The 26539-nt window shown below is 65.5% G+C and carries 23 protein-coding genes; 11 read left to right on the forward strand and 12 right to left on the reverse strand.

The features are described 5' to 3' along the window. Positions 1-25: 25 nt before the first annotated feature. Positions 26-2170, reverse strand: coding sequence for an ATP-binding protein (locus ACVW17_RS08445; RefSeq protein ID WP_456751458.1), 2145 nt, complete (start codon positions 2168-2170; stop codon positions 26-28). 330 nt (positions 2171-2500) lie between these two features. Here ACVW17_RS08445 and ACVW17_RS08450 point away from each other — a divergent pair, with 330 nt between their 5' ends. The 3 genes from ACVW17_RS08450 (at position 2501) to ACVW17_RS08460 (ending at position 7519) form a co-directional block, all read left to right on the forward strand. Next, positions 2501-2788 (forward strand): FeoA family protein, encoded by a 288-nt coding sequence (locus ACVW17_RS08450; protein WP_456751459.1) that lies wholly within the window; start codon positions 2501-2503, stop codon positions 2786-2788. Beyond that, the gene (feoB, locus tag ACVW17_RS08455; RefSeq protein WP_456751460.1) at positions 2785-4659 is read left to right on the forward strand and encodes a ferrous iron transporter B; all 1875 of its coding nucleotides are present in this window, start codon (positions 2785-2787) and stop codon (positions 4657-4659) included. The genes ACVW17_RS08450 and feoB overlap by 4 nt, the downstream gene beginning before the upstream one ends. Positions 4660-4771: 112 nt before the next feature. Beyond that, positions 4772-7519 carry a bifunctional acetate--CoA ligase family protein/GNAT family N-acetyltransferase gene (locus tag ACVW17_RS08460; protein ID WP_456797021.1) on the forward strand — a complete coding sequence of 916 codons (2748 nt, stop codon included), beginning with the start codon at positions 4772-4774 and terminating at the stop codon, positions 7517-7519. 28 nt (positions 7520-7547) lie between these two features. On the opposite strand, the gene ACVW17_RS08465 is transcribed toward ACVW17_RS08460, so the two are convergent. The 5 genes from ACVW17_RS08465 to ACVW17_RS08485 form a co-directional block, all read right to left on the reverse strand. Beyond that, positions 7548-8333 carry a succinate dehydrogenase iron-sulfur subunit gene (locus ACVW17_RS08465; protein WP_021078861.1) on the reverse strand — a complete coding sequence of 262 codons (786 nt, stop codon included), beginning with the start codon at positions 8331-8333 and terminating at the stop codon, positions 7548-7550. An 18-nt stretch (positions 8334-8351) separates the two neighbouring features. Further along, entirely contained in the window at positions 8352-10193 is a 1842-nt protein-coding gene (gene sdhA / locus ACVW17_RS08470; RefSeq protein WP_456756373.1) for a succinate dehydrogenase flavoprotein subunit, read from the reverse strand. An 18-nt stretch (positions 10194-10211) separates the two neighbouring features. Next, complete coding sequence (sdhD, locus tag ACVW17_RS08475) at positions 10212-10586, reverse strand: succinate dehydrogenase, hydrophobic membrane anchor protein (protein WP_456756374.1); 375 nt, start codon at positions 10584-10586, stop codon at positions 10212-10214. Between the two features lie 14 nt (positions 10587-10600). Continuing rightward, positions 10601-10999: a succinate dehydrogenase, cytochrome b556 subunit gene (gene sdhC / locus ACVW17_RS08480; RefSeq protein ID WP_050402512.1), complete on the reverse strand. Its 399-nt coding sequence runs from the start codon at positions 10997-10999 to the stop codon at positions 10601-10603. Positions 11000-11227: 228 nt separating this feature from the next. Next, positions 11228-12130 (reverse strand): LysR family transcriptional regulator, encoded by a 903-nt coding sequence (locus ACVW17_RS08485; RefSeq protein WP_456751461.1) that lies wholly within the window; start codon positions 12128-12130, stop codon positions 11228-11230. 152 nt (positions 12131-12282) lie between these two features. Between ACVW17_RS08485 and ACVW17_RS08490 the strand changes: the two genes are divergently transcribed. Further along, positions 12283-13143 (forward strand): sulfite exporter TauE/SafE family protein, encoded by an 861-nt coding sequence (locus tag ACVW17_RS08490; RefSeq protein WP_456756375.1) that lies wholly within the window; start codon positions 12283-12285, stop codon positions 13141-13143. An 86-nt stretch (positions 13144-13229) separates the two neighbouring features. Here ACVW17_RS08490 and ACVW17_RS08495 read toward each other — a convergent pair whose 3' ends face one another. Next, positions 13230-14756, reverse strand: coding sequence for a malonate--CoA ligase (locus tag ACVW17_RS08495; protein WP_456751462.1), 1527 nt, complete (start codon positions 14754-14756; stop codon positions 13230-13232). Positions 14757-14843: 87 nt separating this feature from the next. On the opposite strand from ACVW17_RS08495, the gene ACVW17_RS08500 reads away from it, so the two are divergent. Then, positions 14844-15605 (forward strand): SDR family oxidoreductase, encoded by a 762-nt coding sequence (locus ACVW17_RS08500; RefSeq protein WP_456751463.1) that lies wholly within the window; start codon positions 14844-14846, stop codon positions 15603-15605. 112 nt (positions 15606-15717) lie between these two features. Here ACVW17_RS08500 and ACVW17_RS08505 read toward each other — a convergent pair whose 3' ends face one another. After that, positions 15718-17118, reverse strand: a complete 1401-nt coding sequence (locus ACVW17_RS08505) for an MFS transporter (RefSeq protein ID WP_456751464.1) — start codon at positions 17116-17118, stop codon at positions 15718-15720. Between the two features lie 316 nt (positions 17119-17434). Between ACVW17_RS08505 and ACVW17_RS08510 the strand changes: the two genes are divergently transcribed. From ACVW17_RS08510 to ACVW17_RS08520, 3 genes are all read left to right on the forward strand, one after another. Then, positions 17435-17989 (forward strand): fasciclin domain-containing protein, encoded by a 555-nt coding sequence (locus ACVW17_RS08510; protein ID WP_456751465.1) that lies wholly within the window; start codon positions 17435-17437, stop codon positions 17987-17989. A gap of 181 nt (positions 17990-18170) precedes the next feature. Beyond that, complete coding sequence (locus ACVW17_RS08515) at positions 18171-18803, forward strand: cytochrome b/b6 domain-containing protein (RefSeq protein ID WP_456751466.1); 633 nt, start codon at positions 18171-18173, stop codon at positions 18801-18803. A 103-nt stretch (positions 18804-18906) separates the two neighbouring features. Beyond that, positions 18907-19692 (forward strand): molybdopterin-binding protein, encoded by a 786-nt coding sequence (locus ACVW17_RS08520; RefSeq protein ID WP_456751467.1) that lies wholly within the window; start codon positions 18907-18909, stop codon positions 19690-19692. Positions 19693-19816: 124 nt separating this feature from the next. On the opposite strand, the gene ACVW17_RS08525 is transcribed toward ACVW17_RS08520, so the two are convergent. Both ACVW17_RS08525 and ACVW17_RS08530 read right to left on the reverse strand, forming a co-directional pair. Beyond that, the gene (locus ACVW17_RS08525) at positions 19817-20995 is read right to left on the reverse strand and encodes a YbfB/YjiJ family MFS transporter (RefSeq protein ID WP_456751468.1); all 1179 of its coding nucleotides are present in this window, start codon (positions 20993-20995) and stop codon (positions 19817-19819) included. Positions 20996-21084: 89 nt separating this feature from the next. Then, positions 21085-21948, reverse strand: a complete 864-nt coding sequence (locus tag ACVW17_RS08530) for an EamA family transporter (RefSeq protein ID WP_456751469.1) — start codon at positions 21946-21948, stop codon at positions 21085-21087. Between the two features lie 150 nt (positions 21949-22098). Between ACVW17_RS08530 and leuB the strand changes: the two genes are divergently transcribed. Further along, entirely contained in the window at positions 22099-23211 is a 1113-nt protein-coding gene (gene leuB, locus ACVW17_RS08535) for a 3-isopropylmalate dehydrogenase (RefSeq protein WP_456751470.1), read from the forward strand. Positions 23212-23418: 207 nt separating this feature from the next. Here the strand turns inward: leuB and ACVW17_RS08540 are convergent, their stop codons facing one another. Next, positions 23419-23826 (reverse strand): hypothetical protein, encoded by a 408-nt coding sequence (locus tag ACVW17_RS08540; protein ID WP_456751471.1) that lies wholly within the window; start codon positions 23824-23826, stop codon positions 23419-23421. A 178-nt stretch (positions 23827-24004) separates the two neighbouring features. Beyond that, complete coding sequence (locus ACVW17_RS08545) at positions 24005-24796, reverse strand: hypothetical protein (protein WP_456751472.1); 792 nt, start codon at positions 24794-24796, stop codon at positions 24005-24007. A 115-nt stretch (positions 24797-24911) separates the two neighbouring features. On the opposite strand from ACVW17_RS08545, the gene ACVW17_RS08550 reads away from it, so the two are divergent. Together ACVW17_RS08550 and ACVW17_RS08555 are read left to right on the forward strand one after the other, a co-directional pair. Further along, positions 24912-25946 (forward strand): aspartate-semialdehyde dehydrogenase, encoded by a 1035-nt coding sequence (locus tag ACVW17_RS08550; RefSeq protein WP_456751473.1) that lies wholly within the window; start codon positions 24912-24914, stop codon positions 25944-25946. Between the two features lie 27 nt (positions 25947-25973). Beyond that, complete coding sequence (locus ACVW17_RS08555) at positions 25974-26519, forward strand: TIGR00645 family protein (RefSeq protein WP_456751474.1); 546 nt, start codon at positions 25974-25976, stop codon at positions 26517-26519. Positions 26520-26539: the final 20 nt, after the last annotated feature.

The following is a 26539-nucleotide window of genomic DNA, read 5'->3' on the forward strand; positions in this document are numbered from 1 at the left end:
GGCGTTTGTGGGATACGTCACCACCTCACCCCGCCGGCGCTTGGTCCCGCTTCAGCCGGCGCGAGCGCGCGGCTTTGTGCAGCACGCGGGCGAGCTGCTCGGCCGAATAGGGCTTCTGCAGCAGCTCGAAGCCGCCGCTGCCCTGCTGCGACAGCACCTGGCTGTAGCCGGAGGCGAGCACGATCGGCAGATCGAGGCCCTGCCGGCGGATCTCCTCCGCAAGCTCGATGCCGCTCATGCCGGGCATCACGACATCGGTGAACACCAGGTCGAAGCGATCAGGGTCGACCGCGAGCTCCTCCAGCGCGTGGGTGGCGTTCTCCACCAGCACGCAGGTGCAGCCGAGCTGGGTCAGCGTATCGGCGGCGAATTTTCCGACCTCGGCATTGTCCTCGACGATCAGCACCGACGCACTGGTCGGATCGACCGACGGCGCATCCTCGGTGAGCGGCGATTGCGCGCCGGGTCCGCCGACGACGCGCGGCAGATACAAGGTGAACGTCGAGCCCTTGCCGACCTCGCTGGTCACGGTGACCTCGCCGCCGGATTGCTTGGCGAAGCCGAACACCTGCGACAGGCCGAGGCCGGTGCCGTGGCCGACCTCCTTGGTGGTGTAGAACGGCTCGAAGATACGGCCGAACAGTTCCTGCGGAATGCCGACGCCGGTATCGGCTACCGTGACGGCGACATGGCCGTGCGAGCCCGGTGGAGTGCTCGTCGTGGATGGCAGCTTGTCCACGACGCGGACTGCGATCGTGAGCCGACCGACGCCGTCCATGGCGTCGCGCGCGTTCACTGCCATGTTGATGATGGCGGTCTCGAACTGGCCGGCATCGGCATTGACCAGGCAGGTCTCGTCCGGCACCTGGGCGGTGATCTCGACCCGCGAGCCGATCAGGGTGGTGATCATCTCGCTCAGGGTGCGGACGTTCTGGCTGGCGTCGAACACCTCGGGCTTGAGGGTTTGCCGGCGCGCGAATGCCAGCAGCTGGTTGGTCAGCTTGGCGGCGCGGTTCACGGTATTGGAGATCGCATCGATGTAGCGCTGCCGCCGCGGCTCCGGCAAGTCCGGCCGCCGCAGCATGTCGACCGAGGCGCGGATCACGGTGAGCAGGTTGTTGAAGTCATGCGCGACGCCGCCGGTGAGCTGCCCGAGCGCCTCCAGCCGCTGGCCATGGCGCAGCGCCTCCTCGGCCTCGATGCGCCGGTTGGCCTCTTCCTCCAGGCGCTGGGTGCGCCGGTAGGCGAGCGCGAGCAGGCCGAACAGCAGGGCGGTGGCCGGAATGCCGAAGACCAGGTGCTGGGCCATGGTCGACACCCAGCGCGAGCGGATCGCCGCGGTTTCGAGGCCGGCACTGACATAGATCGGGTATTCGGCCAGCCGCTCATAGCGCATGCGCCGCTCAATGCCGTCGGCCGGCGACTGAATCGTCATGGTCCCGGACTGCGGATGGGCGACGAGCTGCTGCCCGAGCGGTCCGCTCGGCTCGAACCGGGTGGGGTGGTCGATGACGGGAAAGTGCGCCAGCACCGCGCCGTCGGTCCGGATCAGCGCCAGGAAACTGCCCGGCTCGCGGCCGATCTTGCCGTAGAAAGTCTCGAAATATTCCGGCAGCACGGAGGCCTGGATCACGCCGCCAAAGCTGCCGTCCTCGTTGTTGCGGCGCCGGCCGACGCTGAAGAACCGGGCACCCAGATAGGGCGGCCGCGGCGTCAGCACCTCGCCGATATAGGTGCCGATGTCGCCTTCGGCATGGATCCGGAAGTAGTCCCGGTCCGAGAAATCGACGTCGGGGGCTGGCTCCACCAGGCTGTTGACCAGGGCCCGGCCGTTGGCATCGAACACCCAGACCGATTTCACCTGGGGCAGCGCCTCGGCGACCGCGCGCAACCGCTGGTGCAGGCTCTTCTCGCGTGCGGCGATGTCGGCGTCGCTCATGCCGCGGATCACCTCGGTGACTTCGGCGAGGCCGCGGTCGATGGTCTCGAACACCTTGAGCGCGTGCTCATGGGCGACGTCGAGCGTGCGCTGGATCTCCTGGTCGGCGGCGTCGCTGGTCGAGATCCAGGACATCGCGGAGGCAAACGCGAACAGCGCCAGCGGAAGGGCCAGCGAGGCGGCCATCATCCATTGCAGCAGTCTCAGCGAATTGCGGTGTGCGGTCTGCACGGGCGCTCCGGCTCCGCAGCAACATTAACGCAAACCGTTGCGCCGGAGGAAGCGAATCCCTGTCCTGGCGCGCGGCGCTGGGGCTGCTTCGCCTCCCGGCGACAAGTCAAGGTTACCGGAGGCCAACCGGGATCGATCAAGTGCGTGCCGGCTTACATCCGCGGCGGAGGGCGGGTGCTGCTCGGCGCCATCACGACCTCGTTAGCACACCGCCGCCCGTCAAGCGCAAAATCGGGCGGGATGGCGTGCCGGGGCGCTGTTTTTAGGAGTTCTAAAACCTCTCACGGGCAAATGCTTGACCCTGTGACTACCTGCTGAAAAACAGGCCGCATGACAGGCGATCCAAACAGCTCCCACGGCAATTTCCCGGATACCCGGCTCGGACATGCGGATCGCGGTTTTGTCGGCAAGATCATCAGGCTCGATGCGCTCGTGACGGGCTCATCGCTTTCACCGCAGGAGCTGGAGCAGCGCCTGGTCGAGATGGGGTTTGTGGAAGGCGCGCGCGTGGAAATCCTGCATGAAGGCACGATCCGGCGGGATCCGATCGCGGTGCGCGTCGACAACATCACGATTGCGCTGCGCCGGAGCGAAGCCATGGCCGTGATCGTCGAATGACCACCGCATCCCTGCGCCTGGCGCTGGTCGGTGCCCCGAACACCGGCAAGACGTCGCTGTTCAACAGCCTGACCGGCAGCCGCCAGAAGGTCGCCAACTATCCGGGCGTCACGGTCGAGCGCAAATCCGGCGGCTTCGTCACGCCGGAGGGCCGCAGCGTCACCGTGCTCGATCTGCCCGGCACCTATTCGCTGCGCGGCCGCAGCCCGGACGAGGAGATCACCCGCGACATCGTGCTCGGTCGCTTCGACGGCGAGGCGGTGCCTGATCTGGTGCTCTGCGTCGCCGACGCCACCAATCTGCGGCTGACCTTGCGGCTGGTGCTCGAGCTGAAGCGCGTCGGCCGGCCGATGATGCTGGTGCTCAACATGATCGACATCGCGAGGCGCCGCGGCGTCACGATCGATCTCGATCGGATGTCGCAGGAGCTGGGCTTGCCGATCGTGACCTCGGTCGCGGTGCGCAAGGGCGGCGTCGACGAGCTGTTGAAGCGGACCGACGAATTCCTGGCGCGGTCGCATGAGGCGTCGGCCAGCGAGTGGACGACGCCGACGATCGCCGATCTCAAGGCCGCGCAGCGCGAGGCCGACCGCATCATCGCGGCGGCGGTGACGCTGCCGACCAAGCCGGACACGCTGACCAGCCGGATCGATTCGGTCGTGCTGCATCCGGTCTGGGGTCTCGTGGTCCTGGCCGTGATCCTGTTCGTGATGTTCCAGGCGGTGTTCACCTGGGCGCAGCCGGCGATGGAATTGCTGTCGGACGGCTTCTCGGCGCTCGGGCAATTGATCCATGATTTGCTGCCGGAAAGCTGGGGCCTGTTGCAGAGCTTCCTGCAGAACGGCCTGATCTCCGGCGTCGGCAGCGTCATCGTGTTCCTGCCGCAGATCATCATCATCTTCCTGTTCATCCTGCTCTTGGAAGACTTCGGCTACATGGCGCGCGCCGCGTTCCTGATGGATCGCATCATGGGCGGCGCCGGACTGCACGGCCGCGCCTTCATTCCGCTGCTGTCGAGCTTCGCCTGCGCGATTCCCGGCATCATGGCGACGCGGGTGATCGACAACCGGCGCGACCGCCTGACCACGATCCTGATCGCGCCGCTGATGACCTGCTCGGCGCGGATTCCGGTCTACACCCTGATCATCTCGGCGTTCGTTCCGGCAACCACGCTGTGGGGCTTCGTCAATCTGCAGGGCCTCGTGATGTTCGGGCTGTATGCCGCGGGCATCATCAGCGCGCTGACGGTGTCGGCGATCGCGAAATTCTTCCTGTGGCGCGACCATGCGCCGGCGCCGTTCATGCTCGAATTGCCCGACTACAAGGTGCCGCGGCTGAAGAGCATTGCGATCGGCGTGCTCAATCGCGCCAAGATGTTCCTGTATCGCGCCGGCACCACGATCCTCTCGATGATGGTGCTGATCTGGTTCCTGGCCTCGTTCCCGCAGGCGCCGGCCGGCGCCGAGGGGCCCGCGATCAACTACAGCTTCGCGGCGATGATCGGCCATACGCTCGAGCCGCTGCTGCGGCCGATCGGCTTCAACTGGCAGATCGCGGTGGCGCTGATCCCGGGCATGGCGGCGCGCGAGGTCGCGGTCGCGGCGCTCGGCACCGTCTATTCGATCGAGGGCGGCAAGGAAGCGGCGGATGCGATCGGCCAGGTGCTGGCGCAGAAATGGACGCTGGCGACCGCGCTGTCGATGCTGGTCTGGTACATCTTCGCCCCGCAATGCGCCTCGACGCTCGCGGTGATCCGCCGCGAGACCGGCGGCGCGAAGTGGATGGTGGTGACGTTCCTCTACATGCTCGTGCTGGCCTATGCCGCGAGTTTCCTGACCTTCAATCTGGCGCAGGCGCTGGGCCTCCATTAGACGGCGTATTGGGTTCCGTCATACGGGCCAGAGGTCGCAGCGGTTACAATGGGTCGAACGAGGAAGTAGAGTTCATCCGAAGCGCATCACGCGCTCCCTGCGAGACCATGCAATGTCGACCTACGGCCTGGAGCGGGTATTTGCGCCGCGAAGCATCGCGGTGGTCGGCGGCAGTCCACGCCCGTCGTCGCTCGGCGCGGCGGTGCTCAGGAACATCAAGGCGAGCGGCTTTGCCGGCAAGCTCGGCGTCGTCAACCGGCACTATGCCGAGGTCGATGGGCAGCCGACCGTTCCCGACCTGACGTCACTGCCGTTCGTGCCTGACCTCATTGTCATCAGCGCGGCTGCCGCGGCGGTCCCGGAGATCGTCGCGGAGGCAGCTCACGCCGGCGTTGCCGGCGCGGCGATCCTGTCGGCCGGTCTCGGCCACGGCGCGGGTTCGCTCGCGGAGATCGCGGGCCAGGCCGCGCGGCGATACGGCATGCGCCTGATCGGACCGAATGGCCTCGGCATCATGGTGCCGCGCGCCAAGCTCAATGCGAGCTTCGCCTCGCATCAGCCATCCGACGGACATGTCGCGCTGATCTCGCAGTCCGGCGCGGTCGCGTCGGCGATGATCGAATGGGCGGCGGAGCGGCGGCTTGGCTTCTCCGGCATCGCGTCGATCGGCGACCAGCTCGACGTCGACGTCGCCGACCTCCTGGATTATTTCGCGCTCGACGATCACACCAGCGCGATCCTGATCTATCTCGAAGCGGTCAAGGACGCGCGCAAGTTCATGTCGGCAGCGCGTGCCGCGGCGCGCATGAAGCCGGTCATCGTCGTCAAATCTGGGCGGATGGCGCCGGGCGCAAAGGCCGCCGCGACCCACACCGGCGCGCTGGCCGGCTCGGATGCGGTCTATGACGCCGCGTTCCGCCGCGCGGGCATGTTGCGGGTCTACGACCTGCGCCAGCTGTTCGATTGCGCCGAGCTGCTCGGCCGCGGTTTCGTGCCGCGCGGCAACCGGCTTGCGATCCTGACCAATGGCGGCGGCCTTGGTATCCTCGCGACCGACCGGCTGGCCGAGCTCGGCGGCGTTCCGGCGACGCTGACGACGGAGACCATCGAACGGCTCGACCAGATGCTGCCGCCGGGCTGGTCCTGCGCCAATCCGGTCGACATCGCCGGCGATGCCGATGCCGCCCGCTACGTGGTGGCGCTCAACGCCCTGCTCGATGACGCCAACAGCGACGCGGTGCTGGTCGCCAATGTCGAGACCGCGGTGGCGCCGGCCGTGGGCATTGCCGAAGCGGTGGCGCAGTGCGTGCGCGACCGCAGGACCAGGCGCAGCGCCGTCGCGGCCCTGGTGCTGGCGGCCTGGGTCGGCGCCGACGAGCGCACCGGCGCGATCTTCGAGGCGGCGCGGATTCCGCATTTCCCGACCGAGGATGATGCGGTTCGCGCCTTCATGTATCTGGTGCGCTACCGCGAGGCCTCCACCGCGCTCGCCGCGACGCCGCCCGGCGTCGCATCGGTGTTCACGCCCGAGACCCCGGCGGCGCGGCACGTCGTCGTGAAGGCGTTGTCGGAGGGACGCGCCTGGCTCGATCCGGCCGAGATCGTCGCGCTGTTCGAGGCCTATCGCATTCCGATCGTGACGACCCTCGTCGCCGACAGTGCCGAGGACGCCGCCGCGAAGGCTGCGCCGTTCCTCGCCGCGGGGCACGCGATCGTGGTCAGGGTGTTTTCGCGCGACATCCGGCACGCCTCCGATGTCGGCGGGGTGATCCGCGACCTGCGCACCAGCGACAGCGTCGTCGAGGCCGTCAGGACCGTGATGGAACGGGCACGCAGCGCGCGGCCGGACGCGACGCTGCAAGGCGTGACGATCCAGCCGATGATCGTGCGGCGTGCGGCGCGCGAGCTGATCCTCGGCATCGCCGACGATCCGACCTTCGGCCCGGTGATCGTGTTCGGCCGCGGCGGTCCGGCGGTCGAGGTGATCAACGACAAGGTGCTGGCGCTGCCGCCGCTCGACATGAATCTCGCCCGTGAACTGATCGGGCGCACCCGCGTGTCGCGGCTGCTCGGCGGCTATGGCGATGTGCCGGCCGTCCCGGCCGACGTGGTGCCGCTCACTCTGGTCAAGCTGGCGCAGATGGCCGCCGACATTCCCGAGGTCGCCGAGCTCGATATCAATCCGATGCTGGCCGACGAGAGCGGCGTGCTGGCGCTCGATGCGCGGGTGGCGATTCGCAAGCCGACGCGGCTGTTTGCCGGCCACACCAGGCTCGCGGTCAGGCCCTATCCGTCACAGTGGGAAGGTGAGCTGGCGCTGCGCGACGGCTCGCATGTCACGGTGCGTCCGATGCGTCCCGAGGACGAGCCGATGGTCGCCGATTTCTTCAAGCGCGTCACCGCCGAGGATCTCAGGCTGCGCTTCTTCCACGCGATGAAGGAATTCTCGCACGCCTTCATCGCGCGCCTGACCCAGCTCGACTATGCGCGCGCGATGGCCTTCGTGGCGCTCGATCCGGCGACCGGCGAGATGATGGGCGCGGTCCGGCTGCATTCGGATTCGCTGTACCAGAACGCCGAATACGCGATCCTGCTGCAGTCCGATCTGAAGGGCAAAGGCCTCGGCTGGGCGCTGATGCAGCTCCTGATCCACTATGCGCGGTCGGAGGGACTGAAGCGCCTGTCCGGCCAGGTCTTGACCGAGAACACCACCATGATCGGGATGTGCCGCGATCTCGGCTTCACCGTCACGATGGATCCGGAGGATCACAGCATCGTCGACGTCGTGCTCGACCTCGATCGGCCCGGCGCCGATGCGGTCGGCGCGGATATCCTGATCCGGCCGGCGGCTGGCCACTGATACCAGCGCCAGCCGCGGCGGTGTCGGATCAGATCTGGCGTTCGACCATCTTGAACTTGAGCTCGGCGATCGCTTCCGAGGGATTGAGACCCTTCGGGCACGCCTTGGCGCAGTTCATGATGGTGTGGCAGCGATAGAGGCGGAACGGATCCTCGAGATTGTCGAGCCGCTCGCCGGTCGCTTCGTCGCGGGAATCGGTGACCCAGCGCGTTGCCTGCAGCAGCGCGGCGGGGCCGAGGAAGCGTTCGCTGTTCCACCAATAGCTCGGGCACGAGGTCGAGCAGCAGGCGCACAGGATGCACTCGTAGAGACCGTCGAGCTTCTCGCGGTCCTCGTGGCTCTGCCTCCACTCCTTCTGCGGCGTCGGCGTCGTGGTCTTCAGCCACGGCTCGATCGAGGCATACTGGGCGTAGAAATTGGTGAGGTCGGGGACCAGGTCCTTGACCACCGGCTGGTGCGGCAGCGGATTGACTTTCACCGCGCCGCCGGCGCCGACATCGTGCATCGACTTGGTGCAGGCCAGCGTGTTCTGGCCGTCGATGTTCATCGCGCAGGAACCGCAGACGCCCTCGCGGCAGGAGCGGCGGAAGGTCAGCGTCGGGTCGATGTGGTTCTTGATCCAGATCAGACCGTCCAGCACCATCGGACCGCAATCATTGGTGTCGACATAGTAGGTGTCGACACTCGGATTCTTGCCGTCGTCCGGATTCCAGCGATACACCCGGAATTCGCGGGTCTCGGTGGCGCCGGCCGGCTTCGGCCAGGTCTTGCCGCCGGAAATCTTCGAATTCTTCGGAAGTGCGAATTCAACCATGCTTGCTCGCCTTCGTTCTCAGTAAACCCGCGCCTTCGGCGGGATGTACTGCACATCGTTGGTCATCGTGTAGTCGTGGACGGGACGGTAATCGATCGTGGTCTTGCCGGCCGGATCGATCCAGGTCAGCGTGTGCTTCATCCAGTTCTTGTCGTCGCGCGCCGAGAAATCCTCGCGCGCATGTGCGCCGCGGCTCTCGGTGCGGTTCGCGGCCGAATCCATCGTCACGACCGCCTGCACGATCAGATTGTCGAATTCCAGCGTCTCGACCAGGTCGGAATTCCACACCAGCGAGCGGTCCGAGACCGAGATGTCGCCGACGCCGCCATAGACCTTGTGGATCAGGTTCTGGCCTTCCTGCAGCACCTCGCCGGTGCGGAACACCGCGCAATTGTTCTGCATCACATGCTGCATGCTGTCGCGCAGCTTCGCGGTCGGCGTGCCGCCGGAGGCGTGACGGAAGTGGTCGAGCCGGCCGAGCGCGCGGTCGGCCGAGTCCTTCGGCAGTTCCGGCTGCTTGGCGTTCGCCGTCAGCTTGTCGGCGAGGCGCAGCGCCGCGGCGCGGCCGAACACCACGAGGTCGATCAGCGAGTTGGAGCCGAGGCGGTTGGCGCCGTGCACCGAGACGCAGGCGGCCTCGCCGATCGCCATCAGGCCCGGCACCACCGAGTTGTCGTCGCCGTTGCGCTTGGTCAGCACCTCGGCGTGATAGTTCGTGGCAATGCCGCCCATGTTGTAGTGCACGGTCGGCACGATCGGAATCGGCTCGCGGGTGACGTCGACATTGGCGAAGATTCTCGCCGATTCGGAGATGCCCGGCAGCCGCTCATGCAGCACCTTCGGATCGAGGTGGTCGAGGTGCAGGAAGATGTGGTCCTTCTTCTTGCCGACGCCGCGGCCTTCGCGGATCTCGATCGTCATCGCACGCGAGACGACGTCGCGCGAGGCGAGGTCCTTGGCCGACGGCGCGTAGCGCTCCATGAAGCGCTCGCCTTCGGAGTTGACGAGGTAGCCGCCTTCGCCGCGGGCGCCTTCGGTGACGAGGCAGCCCGAGCCGTAGATGCCGGTCGGATGGAACTGGACAAACTCCATATCCTGCAGCGGCAGGCCGGCGCGCAGCACCATGCCGCCGCCGTCGCCGGTGCAGGTGTGCGCCGAGGTGCAGGAGGCGTAAGCGCGGCCATAGCCGCCGGTCGCCAGAATCGTGGTCTGGGCGCGGAAGCGATGCAGCGTGCCGTCATCGAGCTTGAGCGCGATCACGCCGCGGCAGACGCCCTGGTCGTCCATGATCAGGTCGATGGCGAAGAATTCGATGAAGAACTCGGCCGAGTGGCGCAGCGACTGGCCATACATCGTGTGCAGCATGGCGTGGCCGGTGCGGTCGGCCGCGGCGCAGGTGCGCTGCGCCTGGCCCTTGCCGTAATCCATGGTCATGCCGCCGAACGGGCGCTGATAGATCTTGCCGTCCTCGGTGCGCGAGAACGGCACGCCCCAATGCTCGAGCTCGTAGACCGCGTCGGGCGCGTTGCGCACCATGTATTCGATCGCGTCCTGGTCGCCGAGCCAGTCCGATCCCTTCACGGTGTCGTACATGTGCCAGCGCCAGTCGTCCGGATGCATGTTGCCGAGCGAGGCCGAGATGCCGCCCTGCGCCGCAACGGTGTGCGAGCGGGTCGGAAATACCTTGGTGATGCAGGCCGTGCGCAGGCCCGCTTCCGAGCAGCCGACCACCGCGCGCAGGCCGGCGCCGCCGGCGCCGACCACGACGACGTCGTAGGTGTGGTCCTGGATCGGGTAGGCCTTGCCATTGCTGGCAGGGCCACTGCCGTTGGTGGCCTTGCCGTTACTTTCAGCGGCCAAACCTTGAGTGGCCATGGGTCAAACTCCCGACGACAATTTGAGGATTGCGTAGATCGAGGCCAATGCGACCGCGACGCAGAAGAAGTTGTTCGCCATCACGCTGGCGATCTTCAGCTTCTCGTTGTGGATGTAGTCCTCGATCACGACCTGCATGCCGATCTTCATGTGCCAGACGCTGGCGACGATGAAGAGCAAGAGGATGATGGCGATCGGGATCGAGCCGAGGATCTGCGCCGCGCCGGCGTGGTTGCGGCCGACCAGCATGATCATCACGACGATGACGGGGACGATCAGCAGCGTCATCGCGACCGCGGTGAGGCGCTGGCGCCAGAAATCGCCGGTGCCGGTGTGCGCCGAGCCGAGGCCGCGAACGCGTTCCAGCGGCGTGCGCATCGAGGAGGGGCCGCTCATCGTCCACCTCCAACCGCGTAGGCAATGATCCAGACCAGCACGGTCAGCGCGATGCCGGCGACCAGCGCGCCCCAGGTCAGGGCTTCGCGCTCATTGGCCTTGAAGCCGTAGCCGAGGTCCCAGACGAAATGCCGGATGCCGCTGCACAGATGGTGCATCAGCGCCCATGTATAGCCGAACACGATCAGCTTGCCGATCGCGCTGCCGGTGAAGGCCTGGACGTTGGCATAGGCGGTCGGGCCGGAGGCGGCGGCGATCAGCCACCAGGCCAGCAGCAGGGTGCCGAAATAGAGTGCCACACCTGTGGCACGGTGAACGATGGACAGCGCCATCGTCAGCGTCCACCGGTAGGTCTGCAAATGGGGTGAAAGCGGTCGTTCGATCCTGGCGGTCATCGGCGGGCTTTATGATGTGAGGGACCGCGCCCGGCCCATCGGGGAACGCGGTAGAGGAGTTCTATTTACGGACTAGACTCACCCCGCGCAACGGCCAAATAGCCTTCGCTCGAACCGAAGTTCATTGTTAGAGTTGCCGAATTCTGATTGATCCGCAGTGTGGTATACCAGATGCAAGGTCGAGTGAACTAAGAAGTGAATGGATATTCACGACCGTTCGCCGGCTGGTCAGATGCCGCCTTCCGGCGTCCGAAAGGCGTCGATCCTGCCCCATTGTTCCACCAGATAATCGACGAATGCCCTGATCTTAGGCGATGCGAGGCGCGCCGGCTGAAGCATCAAATGCAACGGCGTCGGCGCCGGCTCATGGTCGATCAGCAGGCGTTGCAGCCGGCCGTTCAAGAGATCGGACTGTACCTGCCACGACGGCACACGGACGATGCCAGCACCATCCCGCGCCGCAGCAACCAGCGCGTCGAGGCTATTCATCCAGAGCCGACCGGATATGCGGAATTTGCGGCCCGTCTTCGATCCATCGGCAAAGCGCCACTCCGCGCTGCCAGGCGAATCGGAAAACACCAGGCAGTCATGCGTCGCAAGATCGCTCGGCGTTCGCGGCTCGCCGTGCCGGGCCAGATAATTCGGTGATGCACACACGATCATCTGCAGATCGGTGAGCTTGCGGGTGACGAGCTGCGAGTCGCGCAGCCGGCCGATCCGAATGGCCAGATGGATGTCCTCCTCGATCATGTCGACGGCGCGATCGATCAACAGCAGGTCGACCGACAGTGCCGGATAGCGGCGCAGAAACTCGACCAGCAAGGGCGCGATCACGAGCCGTCCGATCAGGCTCGGCGAGCTCAGCCTGATCCGGCCCGACGGCTGCTGCGGATCGCGGGCCAGCGCCGCCTCGATCTCCTTGATCTCGCCGAGAACCGATTTCGCCCGCTCATAGAGGATCCGGCCGTCATCGGTCAGCGCGAGCTGGCGGGTGGTGCGCAGCAACAGGCGGGTACCGAAATGCTCTTCAAGCGCGCTGATCTGGCGGCTGACCGAGGTCAGCGAGCTCGGCAGCGACCGTGCCGCCGCCGACAGGCTGCCGGTCTCAACCGCGCGGACAAAGGCTGCCATTGCCGCAAGCTGGTCCAAGCCCGATCCTTCCGCATTTCGCAACAGAGCCTGCGCAACAGCATAGATACTCCCGAATCCGAAAAGCGGCTATTGCTCTCTCGAGGCGGCGCCACGGCACGGCTGCGGCCGCGCGCCGAACACAGATGAAGGACATGATGGCCGGCCTCGATCCCAGGGAATTGCTCGAGCTTGCGCTGCTGCTAATCGCGGTCGGCGCGCTGTCCGGCTTCCTCGCCGGCCTGTTCGGCATCGGTGGCGGCGCGATCCTGGTGCCGGTGTTCTACGAATGCTTTCGCCTCGCCGGCGTGCCCTTGGAAGTTCGGATGCCGCTCTGCATCGGCACCTCGCTCGCGATCATCATCCCGACCTCGCTGAGCTCGTTCCGTGCCCATTACCGCCGCGGTGCGGTCGACATGGAGATCCTGAAGCGCTGGTGGCTGCCGATCGTGATCGGCGTCGCCGCCGGCAGCGTCACCGCGCGCTTCGCGCCGGAGCGGCTGTTCAAGATCGTGTTCGTGATGGTGGCCTGGTCGGCGGCGGCGCGGCTGCTGTTGGCGCGCGAGACCTGGAAGTTCGGCGACGACGTGCCGAGGGGTTTTCTGATGCGCATCTATGGCTTCTTCGTCGGCCTGCTGTCGACTCTGATGGGCATCGGCGGCGGGCTGTTCGCCAATCTGCTGATGACCTTCTACGGCCGGCCGATCCATCAGGCGGTCGCGACCTCGTCCGCGCTCGCGGTCTTGATCTCGATCCCCGGCGCGCTGGGTTACGTCTATGCCGGCTGGCCCGCCGCCGCGCGCTTCCCCGACGTCGCCGCGCTGCAATTGCCGTTTGCGCTCGGCTATGTCTCGCTGATCGGCGCGCTCCTGGTGATGCCGACCACGCTGGTCACCGCACCGCTCGGCGTCAAGGTCGCGCACGCGCTGTCGAAGCGCGCGCTGGAGGTGGCGTTCGGGGCCTATCTCTTCATCGTCGGCGGCCGATTCGTGATCAGCCTGTCGGGCGGTGCGTAGCCCGGATGGAGCGAAGCGCAATCCGGGATTCTTGCAGAGGATAGACCGCTCCCGGATTTCGCTTCGCTTCATCCGGGCTACGGAAATCACTTCGAATAAATATCCTTATACGTATCCCGCAAGATATTCTTCTGCACCTTGCCCATCGCGTTGCGCGGCAATTCGTCGACCACGAAGACGCGCTTGGGCATCTTGAACTTGGCCAGCCGGCCGTCGAGCGCCTTCAGCACCGAGGCTTCGCTGACATCGGCGCCCTTGCTGCAAACCAGCACGGCGGTGACGCCTTCGCCGAAATCGGCATGCGGCACGCCGATCACGGCGGATTCGACCACGCCCGGCATGGCGTCGATCTCGCTCTCGATCTCCTTCGGGTAGACGTTGAAGCCGCCCGAGATCACCAGATCCTTGCCGCGGCCGAGGATGTGGACGTAGCCCTTGTCGTCGATCTTGCCGAGGTCGCCGGTGATGAAGAAGCCGTCGCCGCGGAATTCGGCCTTGGTCTTCTCCGGCATCCGCCAATAGCCCTGGAATACGTTCGGGCCCTTGACCTCGATCATGCCGATGGTCTCGCGAGGAAGCTCCTTGCCGCTCTCTGGATCGGTGACCCGCACCGAGACGCCGGGCAGCGCGAAGCCGACCGCGCCGGGCACGCGGTCGCCGTCATAGGGATTGCTCGTGTTCATGTTGGTCTCGGTCATGCCGTAGCGCTCGAGCACGGCGTGGCCGGTGCGGGCAGACCATTCGCGATGGGTGTCCGCGAGCAGCGGCGCGGAGCCCGAGATGAACAGCCGCATGTGCTTTGTCGCGTCCTTGTTCAGGCCGGGGTTCTGCAACAGGCGGGTGTAGAAGGTCGGCACGCCCATCATCACGGTGGCGCGGGCCATCAGCTTGATGATCAGGTCCGGATCGAACTTCGGCAGGAAGATCATCGCGGCGCGCGCGAACAGCGTCACGTTGCTGGCCACGAACAGGCCGTGGGTGTGATAGATCGGCAGTGCGTGGATCAGCACGTCCTTGTCGGTGAAGCGCCAGTAATCGACCAGCGAATACGAGTTCGACGCCAGATTGTCGTGCGAGAGCATCGCCCCCTTGGAGCGGCCGGTGGTGCCCGAGGTGTAGAGGATCGCGGCGAGATCGTTGTTTGCCCGCGGGACGGTCGCGAATTCCTTCGCCGCTTTGTCGGCGGCCTCGGTCAGCGAGCCCTTGCCGGTCGGATCGAGCGTCTCGACCCTGGCGCCGACCTTGGCCGCGATTGCCCTGATGCCTTCGAGCTTGGCGGGGTCGCAGACCACCAGCGCCGGCTCGGCGTCCGTGATGAAGTATTCGAGTTCGTTCAGCGTGTAGGCGGTGTTGAGCGGCAAATAGACACCGCCGGCGCGCACGGTGGCGAGATACAGCACCAGCGCCGACACCGATTTCTCGGTCTGCGCCGCGACGCGGTCGCCCGGCTTGACGCCGCGCTCAACCAGCACATTCGCGATCTGGCCCGCCCGCGCGATCAAATCGCCATAGGTGATGCGGCTGTCGTCGAGCTGCTCGATCGCGAGCCGGTTGGGGTCGTCGAGGCCGTCGAACAGGCGGGAAAACAGATTGGCGTTGGCGGTCGTGTTCATGCAACATCCCCTGAGGGGCGAAAGAGCCGGTAAGAGTCCGGCTGGATTAGCAAAAACGCCCTTCGGAAAGCAACGGAGACAGTTTGCATGACAAATCATGGGAAACGCGTGGCCTGGGTCACAGGCGGCGGCACCGGAATCGGCGAATCCGGGGCGGAATTCCTGGCCGCGGACGGCTGGACGGTGGTGGTCTCCGGCCGCCGCAAGCAAGAGCTCGACCGCGTCGTGGCCAACATCACAAAAAAGGGCGGCACGGCCGAGGCGATCCCGCTCGACGTCAGCAACAAGGCCGAGGTCAACAAGGCGGCAGAGGCGATCGTCGCCAGGCACGGCCGCATCGATCTTTTGGTCAACAGCGCGGGCATCAACGTGCCGAAACGCAGCTGGGCCGATATGGAACTGGAAGGCTGGGACAAGCTCGTCGAGGTCAACCTCAACGGCGTGCTGTATTGCATGCGCGCGGTGCTGCCGACCATGCGCAAGCAGCAGGACGGCTGCATCATCAACGTCGCCTCCTGGGCCGGCCGCCACATCTCGAAGATGCCGGGCCCGGCCTACACCACCACCAAGCACGCGGTGCTGGCGCTGACCCATTCCTTCAACATGGACGAATGCGTCAACGGCCTGCGCGCCTGCTGCCTGTCGCCGGGCGAGGTCGCCACCCCGATCCTGAAGCAGCGGCCGGTGGTGCCGAGCGAGGCCGAGCAGGCCAAGATGCTGCAGCCCGAGGATTGCGGCCGCACCATCGCCTTCGTCGCCAGCATGCCGGCGCGGGTCTGCATGAACGAGATCCTGATCAGCCCGACGCATAATCGCGGGTTCATCCAGACGCCGGCGAACCGGGATTAGGCGGCGGTCACGTCGTAGTCCGGATGGAGCGAAGCGCAATCCGGGGCGGTCTCTTGCGGAGAGGCTGTCCCGGATTTCGCTGCGCTCCATCCGGGCTACAAATCGTGACGGATCACTCGCTGATCTCGTTCAGCTCTTTCCCGGAATGTTCCGGCACGAACAGGACCACGCCGACCGCCATCGCGAGCATCAGCACGGGGATGCAGAGGAACGCCAGCGCGAACGAGCCGGTGTGCTGCTGCAGCGCGATCGAGACGAAGGGGAACAGCACGAAACCGACCAGATAGGCGATCGCCCAGACCACGCCGTTGGCGGCGCCGCGGATCCGGGTCGGGAAGATTTCCGCCGTCAGCGTCGTGCTCGGGCCCCAGAAGCCGAGGAAGCCGAGGCACCAAAGCAGTCCGAACGTCCACAGCAGCACGCGGTCCTCGGAATAGACCCAGAGCGTCATGAAGACCGCGCCCTCGATCAACGCAATGATGAAGGTGCGGCGGCGGCCGATCTTGTCGATCAGCCAGCCGACCAGGCACAGGCCGACGAAGCCGCACAGGCCGTAGAACACATAGAACAGGCTGTATTCGGTGGTCGACCAGTGCTTCTCGGTCGAGAGGTAGAGCGGCATCCAGGCGCCGACCGTGCCGTAGATGCAGGTCGAGGCACAGGCCACGAACAGCGCGACCAATGTCGAGGGCAGCACGTCGGGCATGAAGACCTGGCGGATGCCGACCGATTTGGCCTTGCCGAACCAGGTGCGGTCGTCGTCGCTAACCGTGCCGCCGCGCGCCAGTGTCTCGGCGATGCGCCGCTTGCGGTCCTGTGACCGCACCCAATAGGGCGATTCCGGGCAGGTGGAGCGGATATAGATCGCAAGCAGCGCGATCACGCCGGGCACCATCACGGCGATGCGCCAGCCATAGTTGGCGGCGATCAGCCCGGTGATCGCGCCTGCGGAGGTGGCGCCGAGGCACCAGGCCGAGCGGGTGATGCTGATGACGCGTCCACGCAACCGCGCCGGCCAGGTCTCCGCCACCAGCATCGAGCCGAGCGACCATTCGCCGTTGAGCGCAAAGAACAAGAGCGAGCGTGCGATCACGAACACCGCGAAGGTCGGCGACATCGCCGCGACCGGCATCAGCAGCGAGAACAGCGCGATGTTGACCGCGAGCAGCGTGCGGCGGCCGTAGCGGTCGGCGAGCCACGGCCAGAAATAAAGCCCGGCGATGCCGACGAACAATGCGATCTGCATGCCGGAGCGATATTCCGGCAAGGTCAGCGCGAATTCCTTGATCACCATCGGCGAGATCAGCGCGAAGATCACGCCGTCCATGCCGTCAAAGCCCCAGCCGAGCGCGTTGGCGGTGGCGATGTGCCAATGGGTTTTGGTGAGCTCGGTGCCGCCGGCGACGGCGCGGTAGTTGGCGTATTGCAGGTGTTGCTGCTCGAGCGGGCCGATGTCGGTGCCTGCATCGTTCACCGCAGGCATGGCATGGCCGTCAGCCGTGATGCTGCTCATGATTGACTCCCCGCAGCCGCTCTCTGCGAAGCAGCCTGCAAGCTCAGGCTGAACCAATCGCGCGGTGGCGGCAAGCAAATTGCTCGCGGCATCGCACCCGTCCATTCCGCTGAATGGAATGCGCGACCGCGTCGCGTGTACGCAGCGCGCCGCAGCTGGTTTCAGGAATCACAAAGAATTATTCCGGAAACCGCGCCGAAAACCTCCCGTAGCTCAGGCCAACGACGGCGCTTTCATCAAACCCATCCGTGCCGTTGTTGTCCCTTCATCGCCGGCGCGGATGCGTCGGCTCGATTACCCATCGGGAGACGAAACCATGTCGAAGCGTATTGCCACTCTCGCTGCCGCCGCCTTCAGTGCCATCGCGATCACCGCCACCGTCGTGGCGCCGGTCCGTGCCGAGGAGAAGACCGTGATGGTCGGCGGCGCGGCGATGTTCCCGTCGAAGAACATCGTCCAGAACGCCGTCAATTCGAAGGACCACACCACTCTGGTCGCTGCGGTGAAGGCCGCGGGCCTGGTCGGCACGCTGGAAGGCAAGGGCCCGTTCACGGTGTTCGCGCCGACCAATGCGGCGTTCGGCAAGCTGCCGCCCGGAACCGTCGACAATCTGGTCAAGCCCGAGAACAAGGCGACGCTGACCAAGATCCTCACCTACCATGTGGTGCCCGGCAAGTTCGAGGCCTCCGACCTCACCGACGGCAAGAAGCTGAAGACTGCCGAGGGCGAGGAACTGACCGTGAAGCACCAGGACGGCAAGGTCTGGATCGTCGACGCCAAGGGTGGCACCTCGATGGTGACGATCTCCAACGTCAACCAGTCGAACGGCGTCATCCATGTGGTCGACACCGTGCTGATGCCGGCGACGTAACACCCGGCGGCCCCGATTTAGTCCCTGCGCGCTTTCAAAAATCGCGAGCCGGAGCCTCGCTCCGGCTCGCATTTTTGTGACCAGATCGGGTGGCGTATATCAAACTGATGAGGCGTGCCCCCGTAACGCAACCCCGGTTCCCGGCGTATAAGCCGGTAACGACCATGAGCAGAGAATTTCCATGACGAGCCTTGCCGTCAGCGACCACCAGGCAGAGACCGCAACGCCCGCGAAGGTGATCCAGCCGGTCTGGGTCCGCATGGTGCACTGGATCAACGCTGTCGCGATGATCCTGATGATCATGTCCGGCTGGCAGATCTACAACGCCTCGCCGCTGTTTGGCTTCAGTTTCTCGCGCAGCATCACGCTCGGCGGCTGGCTCGGCGGCGCGCTGCTCTGGCATTTCGCCGCGATGTGGCTCTTGATGATCAACGGCCTGGTCTACCTGGCGCTCGGCTTCGCCACCGGCCGCTTCCGCAAGAAACTGCTGCCGATCACTCCCGGCGGCGTGATTGCCGACACTAGGGCGGCGCTGACCTTCAAGCTGTCGCATGACGATCTCAGCAAGTACAATTCGGTGCAGAAGCTGCTCTATGCCGGCATCATCATCGTCGGTGTCGTCATCGTGCTGTCCGGCCTGTCGATGTGGAAGCCGGTGCAATTGCATTGGCTGGTCTCGCTGTTCGGCGGCTACGATTTCGCCCGTTATGTTCACTTCACCTGCATGGCGCTGATCGTCGCCTTCCTGGTGATCCATGTCGCGCTTGCGCTGCTGGTGCCGAAGAGCCTGCGCGCCATGATTATCGGGCGCTAAAGCGCGATGAATCGTCATCGCGCCTTAGCTTCTTATTGTTTGAGCATGATCTTTTCGGAAAACCGCTTCGCACTTTTCCGGATCATGCTGTAGGAGGATTGTCATGGGTCGTCTCCGCAAGCTCCTGATCCCCGGTGTCGACAAGAAGCTGCTCGTGCGCGACGCAGTGAAGACGATGCCGGAGCTGACGCGCCGCCGCTTCATCACGGCGGGCACCAGCCTCGGCGCGCTGACGCTGTTGACCGGCTGCGACGTGGTCGATTCGTCGTCGGCGGAGGAACTGCTGAAGCATGTCTCCAAGTTCAACGACGCAGTGCAGGCCTGGATGTTCAATCCGGACGCGCTGGCTCCGACCTTTCCCGAGAGCATGATCACCAAGCCGTTTCCGTTCAATGCCTATTACGATCTCGACGATGCGCCTGAGATTGCGGGCGCCGACTGGAAGCTCGAGGTGCGCGGGCTGGTCGAGAACAAGAAGTCGTGGACGCTCGACGAATTGTACAAGCTGCCGCAGGTCAAGCAGGTGACGCGGCATATCTGCGTCGAGGGCTGGAGCGCAATCGGCAGCTGGACCGGCACGCCGTTGCGCGACTTCCTCAAGCTGGTCGGTGCCGACACCCGCGCCAAATATGTCTGGTTCCAGTGCGCGGACAAGGACGGCTACAACTCGCCGCTGGACATGCGCACGGCGCTGCACCCGCAGACCCAGATGACGTTCAAGTTCGGCGACGAGATCCTGCCGCGCGCCTACGGCTTCCCGATGAAGATCCGGGTGCCCACGAAACTCGGCTTCAAGAACCCGAAATACGTGCTCTCGATGGAAGTCACCAACGACTACAAGGGCGGCTACTGGGAAGACCAGGGGTATAATTCGTTTAGTGGAAGCTGAACTCTCCCCTCGTCATTCCGGGGCGCGCCTCTTGGCGCGAGCCTGGAATCCATTTGGCCGCATGTGTTGCGTTACGATGGATTCCGGGCTCTCGCTTAGCGAGCCCCGGAATGACGACGGAGGACTACCGCCCCACCTTCCTCTGAAACGCCGACAGCACCGCCCCCACCACAAGCATCGCGGCCGAGACGTTCAACGCAAATGACAGGCTGCCCACCGCGTCGGTGATCGCGCCGACCACGATCGGCCCGAGCGTCTGGCCGATGCCGAAGGCAATGGTCATCGCCGCGATTGCGGTCGGCCAGGCTTCAGCCGGGTAGTTGAGGCGCACGAACGCGGTGGTCGAGCCGACCACGGCGAAGAACGCGACGCCGAACACCAGCGCCGAGATCGCCAGCAGCAGCGGCGAATGGCCGAAGATCGGCAGCGCCGCGCCGAGTGCGTTGACGCCGAGGATGATCGTGGTGGCGAGCCCGCCGCGGTCGAGCGCCAGCACCCGCCGCCAGACCCATGGCGTGACGAAGGCGCTGACGCCGATCAGGCTCCAGAACGCACTCTGTGCCACCGCGCCGCCGCCACCGTCGCGGACATAGGCGATCATGAAGGTCATGTAGGCGATGTAGCCGGCGCCGAACAGGAAATAGGCGGCGAGGTAGATCAGGACCGGCATCACGGCGAATTTGGTGCGGACGATGCCGCCGGCGATTGCATTGGCGTGCAATGGCGCAAGCCACAACGGCACGATCATGATTGCGGAGAGCAAGGTCATCGCCCACCACACGATCCACCACGAGCCGGCGCCAAAGCCCTGCAACACGAACGGCGCGATCAGGCCCGATGCCAGGATGCCGACGCCCGGTCCGGCATAGAACAGGCTGAGCAGGAAGTTGGCGCGGTCCGGGCGCGATTGCGCGATCGTCGCCGCCAGCGCGCCGCCGCCGACAAAGCCGATCGCGGCGGCGAAGCCGACCAGCAGGCGGGCAAAGCTCAGCACGGCGAAATTGCCCGAGATGGCGCACAGCGCCAGCGACAGCGCGCAGGCCAGCGTCGACCAGCGCACCGATGCGGCGAGCCCGAAGCGCTGGATCAGGCGCGAGGCGAACAATGCGCCGACCAGATAGCCGGCGGCATTGATCGTGTTCATAAAGCCGGCGGCCGAATACGACCAGGCCAGCTGCTCGCGCATGTCGGGCAGCACCAGCGAATAGGCGAAACGGCCGATGCCGAGACCGACGGTCGGTGCAAGCGACAGAATCAGGATCAGCCGCGCGGGATGCGGGTAGGACGGGGCGGGGGCTCTCACAATTCACTCCGGCAATACAGCCATTGTGGCAGGCCGCGGCGCTCCTGCCCAGCGCCGGAGGCAGCAACACTGTCTTGCGTATCGGGCAATCAGGCGATCAGGACCAGCGCGACGCCGATCACGGTCAGCAGGGTTCCGGCGACGATCCGTGGCGTGATCTCGACATGCTTGAGCATGACGGCGCTCATCGCCACGGTGACCAGCGGGTAGATCGCGGCGAGCGGAGCTACCAGCGTGATCGGCCCGTTGCCGACCGCGGCGAACAGGCTGAGCGCGCTGAGCCCGTTGCTGATGCCGGTGAGCATGAACCAGAGCCGGCCCTCGCGCGGCGCCTGCACCATGAAGCTGCCCTTGCGGATCCGCTGCACGGTGAGCACCACCAGCGAGGACATCACATAGCCGACCAGGCAGGCCCATAGCGGGCTCGGCCAGATCGCAAGCCCGAGCTTGGCGATCGGCGGCACGATGCCGCGCACCAGCGCGCTTGCGAGCGGCAGCAGCAGCGCCCAGCTCCGCCAATGCCCGAGGTCGCGCGGCCGGGTCACGGTGATGATGGCCGCGCCGGCCACCGCGACGACGAGGCCTAAGAGCTGCTGCGGCAGCAGCGGCTCGTGCAGCAGCACCACCGCGGCGGTGACCGCAAACAGCGGCGCCAGATTGCCGAGCGTCGAGGTGATGACCGGCCCGAGCGCCCGGTTCGAGGCGAAGGTCAGCAAGGTCAGCGAGGCCGGGAAGAACAGGCCGATCGCCATGAAGATCGGCAAGGCTCGCCAGACCACCGGCTCGCCATGCAGGATCAGCGGCGACAGCACCAGGAACAGCAGGGTGAAGGAGGGCACGCTGATCGCGGCGCCGGACAGCGGCTCGACGGTGCGCAGCCCAAGCTGCGCCAGCACCACCCCGGCACCGAGGAAAATGGCCGAGGCGAAGGCGTAGACGATGGCTGCGGTCATGAGGTCCGTCTTGTCGGCTTCTTGAGGCGCGGTTTGGCTCGCTCAAGCCCCATTTTGGCCCTCTGCCGGGTACCTTGCCAATCGGTGCGGGGCGTTTTAGCACTCGCGCCTGACGATGGCGGGCATGCCCGATTGAATGAGGTAACGACCATGGCGACCCACAAACTGCTGCTCCTCCCCGGCGACGGCATCGGCCCCGAAGTGATGGCCGAGGTGCAGCGCCTGATCGACTGGCTGAATGCGCAGGGCATCGCCAAGTTCGAGACCGAGCAGGGCCTGGTCGGCGGCTCCGCCTATGACGCGCACAAGGTGTCGATCTCCGAGGGCGACATGGCCAAGGCCAATGCGGCCGACGCCGTGATCTTCGGCGCGGTCGGCGGTCCGAAGTGGGACTCTGTGCCCTATGAGGTGCGTCCCGAGGCCGGCCTGCTGCGGCTGCGCAAGGATCTTGCCCTGTTCGCCAATCTGCGTCCGGCGGTGTGCTACCCGGCGCTGGCCGATGCCTCGAGCCTCAAGCGCGAGGTGGTCGAGGGCCTCGACATCATGATCGTGCGCGAGCTCACCGGCGGCGTCTATTTCGGCGAGCCGAAGACCATCACCGATCTCGGCAACGGCCAGAAGCGCGCGATCGACACCCAGGTCTACGACACCTTCGAGATCGAGCGCATCGGCCGCGTCGCCTTCGAACTGGCGCGCAAGCGCAAGAACAAGGTGACCTCGATGGAGAAGCGCAACGTCATGAAGTCGGGCGTGCTCTGGAACGAGGTGATGACCCAGGTCCACGCGCGCGAATACAAGGACATCACGCTGGAGCATCAGCTCGCCGATTCCGGCGGCATGAACCTGGTCAAGACGCCGAAGCAGTTCGACGTCATCGTCACCGACAATCTGTTCGGCGACATGCTGTCGGACATCGCGGCGATGCTGACCGGCTCGCTTGGCCTGCTGCCGTCGGCTTCGCTCGGCAAGGAGGACGCCAAGACCAAGGAGCGCAAGGCGCTGTATGAACCCGTGCACGGGTCGGCGCCCGATATCGCGGGCAAGGGTCTTGCCAATCCGATCGCGATGATCGCCTCGTTCGGCATGGCGCTGCGCTATTCGTTCGGCATGGGCGATCTCGCCGACAAGGTCGACGCCGCGATCGCGGCCGTGCTCGCCGCCGGCCTGCGCACCGCCGACATCAAGTCGGCCGGCACCACGCCCGTCAGCACCGCGCAGATGGGCGAAGCGATCCTGAAGGAATTGCAGAAGCTGCACGCATAAATTTGACACCCGTCATTCCGGGGCGTGCGAAGCACGAGCCCGGAATCCATTTCACCGGCGCCTCTGCGGCCTGATGGATTCCGGGCTCTCGCGGAGCCTGTCATCGGGCGCGCGTTCGCGCGACCCGTTGGCGAGCCCCGGAATGACGGCGATCAAAAAAATGCCCGGCCGGAGCCGGGCATTTTCGTATCGGCGGTGCGCCAATTCTCAGTACAGCGGGAAGGTCCGCGGATAGCCGCCGAGGTCGGACGGCGGACTGAGCGGCTGGCGATCGATCGGGCGGTTGTTGTTCTCGCGTCCGAACGAGGGATAACCGACATCAGGCGGATAGGCGTAGTCGTTGAACTTGCGGTCGCCCGGCAGCACTTCGGTGCCGGCGTCCAGCCACGAGCGCGTGGTGACGTAGACGCGGGTACGCGGGCCCTGCTGATAGACCCGGTTCGGGCCCTGCGTGCCGTAATAGCGGCGGCCGTCGCGGTCATACTGCTCTTGCTGCTTGCGCTTGCTCGGGGTCTGCTGCGCGCTGGCCGCGGTCATTCCGAAGGCGGTTGCGGTGACGGCAGCCGCGGCAAGCAACACCACGAGCTTGTTCGCGGCAGGGAAATTCAAGGTCATCGCATCCTCGTCATTACGGCCCCCGTCAGGGGCTGGCGTATCAGCCAAAATCACTTGGAACACATTGTAGCCATGGTGGGGAGGCCGTCACTAGGTCAATTGCGCCACACCGGCCGAGATAATGCGTGTCCAAGCGCAAAAGTTTCATGAAAACCAGTGCCTTGCCACGGTGTCGCCATCAAAGCGCACCGCGCAGCAGCGGGTTCTGGCTGCCTACGACCCAGTCGGCCGAGAGCGCCGGCGGGCCGGAGGTAACGCAGTCGGTGCGGCGCAGTTCGGCATGGGCGAACAGCGCGGCAAGCCGCGCGTCATTGCCTGCGGCCAGAAGGGTCAGGCGGTTCAGCATGCAAACGACGGCGGCGCGCTGAGCCGGCAGGCTGTCGCCCTGGCAGGTCCAGCCGGAAATCCGCAGGTCAGGCGCGTCGGCCTGCTCGAGGAAGCCGAGGCAGGCGCGGCTGCCATCCTGCCGCGCCGGGCGCAGCAGGGTGACGCTGCCGAACTTGCTGTCGACGATCCCGGCGGCCTCGAGCTCGCGACTGCCGCCCGGGTCGAGCCGGCCGGCGATCTCGGTCACCGCGGGTCCCAGGGCCTCGCCGCCGGGGCGATAGATCTCCAGCTCGGCCGCCGGCGCACCGTCGGCATCGGTCCAGCGGAAGACGTCCTTGCGGCCGCCCTCGGGGTGCCGGTAGATTTCGTAAGTTGCTGTTTTATCTCGTGGATCGAGCTTGCTCACAGCAAAGCCGGGGGCCGTGCGGGCAGCCATGCTCCAGCCGGCGGCGGGGGCCGCCATCGCCGTTGTATCAGGCAGCCGCTTCCATAGATAAACGCCGAGGACCGCGAACAGCGCAAGCGCGGCGGCATAGGCGAACAGCCCGGAGAGCGTGGCGTACACCTCGTCGACGAAGCTCGTCAGCGCTGACGGAATTCTCGTATGATGGGGTGCGGCCGGATCGGCCCGGAATAAACGCATCAAAACGCTCAAAGCTACGCAACGTTGTGTTGACCGGGTTTCTCGCATAGAAGCGCTGCCTCTTCCCTTTCCGCTGACAGCGGGGAAGCGGGCATTTTTCGTCGGAGAGTGAACGATGGGTTACAAAGTCGCGGTGGTCGGTGCGACCGGCAATGTCGGGCGCGAAATGCTCAACATTCTCGACGAGCGCAAATTCCCCGCCGACGAGGTCGTCGTGCTGGCCTCGCGCCGCAGCGTCGGCATCGAGGTCTCCTACGGCGACCGCACCCTGAAGGTGAAGGCGCTCGAGCATTATGATTTCTCCGACATCGACATCTGCCTGATGTCCGCCGGCGGCTCGGTCTCCAAGGAATGGTCGCCCAGGATCGGCGCGGCCGGTGCGGTCGTGATCGACAATTCGTCGGCCTGGCGCATGGATCCGGACGTGCCGCTGATCGTGCCGGAAGTGAACGCGGATGCCGCCGCCGGCTTCACCAAGAAGAACATCATCGCCAATCCGAACTGCTCGACCGCGCAGCTCGTCGTCGCGCTGAAGCCGTTGCACGACAAGGCGACGATCACGCGCGTCGTGGTCTCGACCTATCAATCGGTGTCGGGCGCCGGCAAGGATGCGATGGACGAATTGTTCTCGCAGACCAAGGCCGTCTACACCAATGACGAGCTGATCAATAAGAAGTTTCCCAAGCGCATCGCCTTCAACGTCATTCCGCAGATCGACGTCTTCATGGAAGACGGCTTCACCAAGGAAGAGTGGAAGATGATGGCGGAGACCAAGAAGATCCTTGATCCCAAGATCAAGCTGACCGCGACCTGCGTGCGCGTGCCTGTCTTTGTCGGCCACTCCGAAGCGGTCAATGTCGAGTTCGCCAGTCCGATCACCGCGGACGAGGCGCGCAACATCCTGCGCAATGCGCCGGGCTGCCTGGTGATCGACAAGCACGAGCCGGGTGGCTACGTCACGCCCTATGAGGCGGCCGGCGAGGACGCCACCTATATCAGCCGCATCCGCGAGGACGCGACGGTGGAGAACGGCCTGGCGTTCTGGTGCGTCTCGGACAATCTGCGCAAGGGCGCGGCGCTCAATGCCGTGCAGATCGCCGAGGTGCTGATCAACCGCAAGCTGATCACCGCGAAGCAGAAGGCGGCCTGAGCGGCGCGGACCAACGGGGGCCTAACCATGTCGGAACAGTCGGCTCCCGTCCCATCCAACCCCGCGACGCCGCGCTTCATGCGCGGCTTCGAATATGTGCTGTTCAACAGCCGCTGGCTGATGGCGCCGTTCTATGTCGGCTTGGTCGTGGCGCTGGCGGTGCTGCTGCTGAAATTCGCGCGCATGCTCTGGGAGTTCGTGCTGCATGCGTCCGGCTACAAATCAACCGAAGTCATCCTCGATGCACTGGCGCTGATCGACGTCACGCTGGTCGCCAATCTCATCCTGATCGTGGTGTTCTCGGGCTACGAGAACTTCGTCTCGCGCATCGACACGTCGGGCAATCCGAACTGGCCGATCTGGATCACCAAGATCGATTTTGCCGGGCTGAAGCAGAAGCTTTTGGCCTCGATCGTCGCGATCTCCGCGATCCATGTGCTGGAAGCGTTCCTGAACATCGATTCCGCGTTCGATGCGACGCGGATGACCTGGTTGGTCGCCGTGCACCTGGTGTTCGTGATCTCGGCGCTCTTGCTCGCGATCTCCGATCGCTGGGGCAACGATCACGAATGAAGCTCGCGAATTGTGCGTAG

The sequence above is a fragment of the Bradyrhizobium sp. USDA 4473 genome (assembly GCF_054063335.1).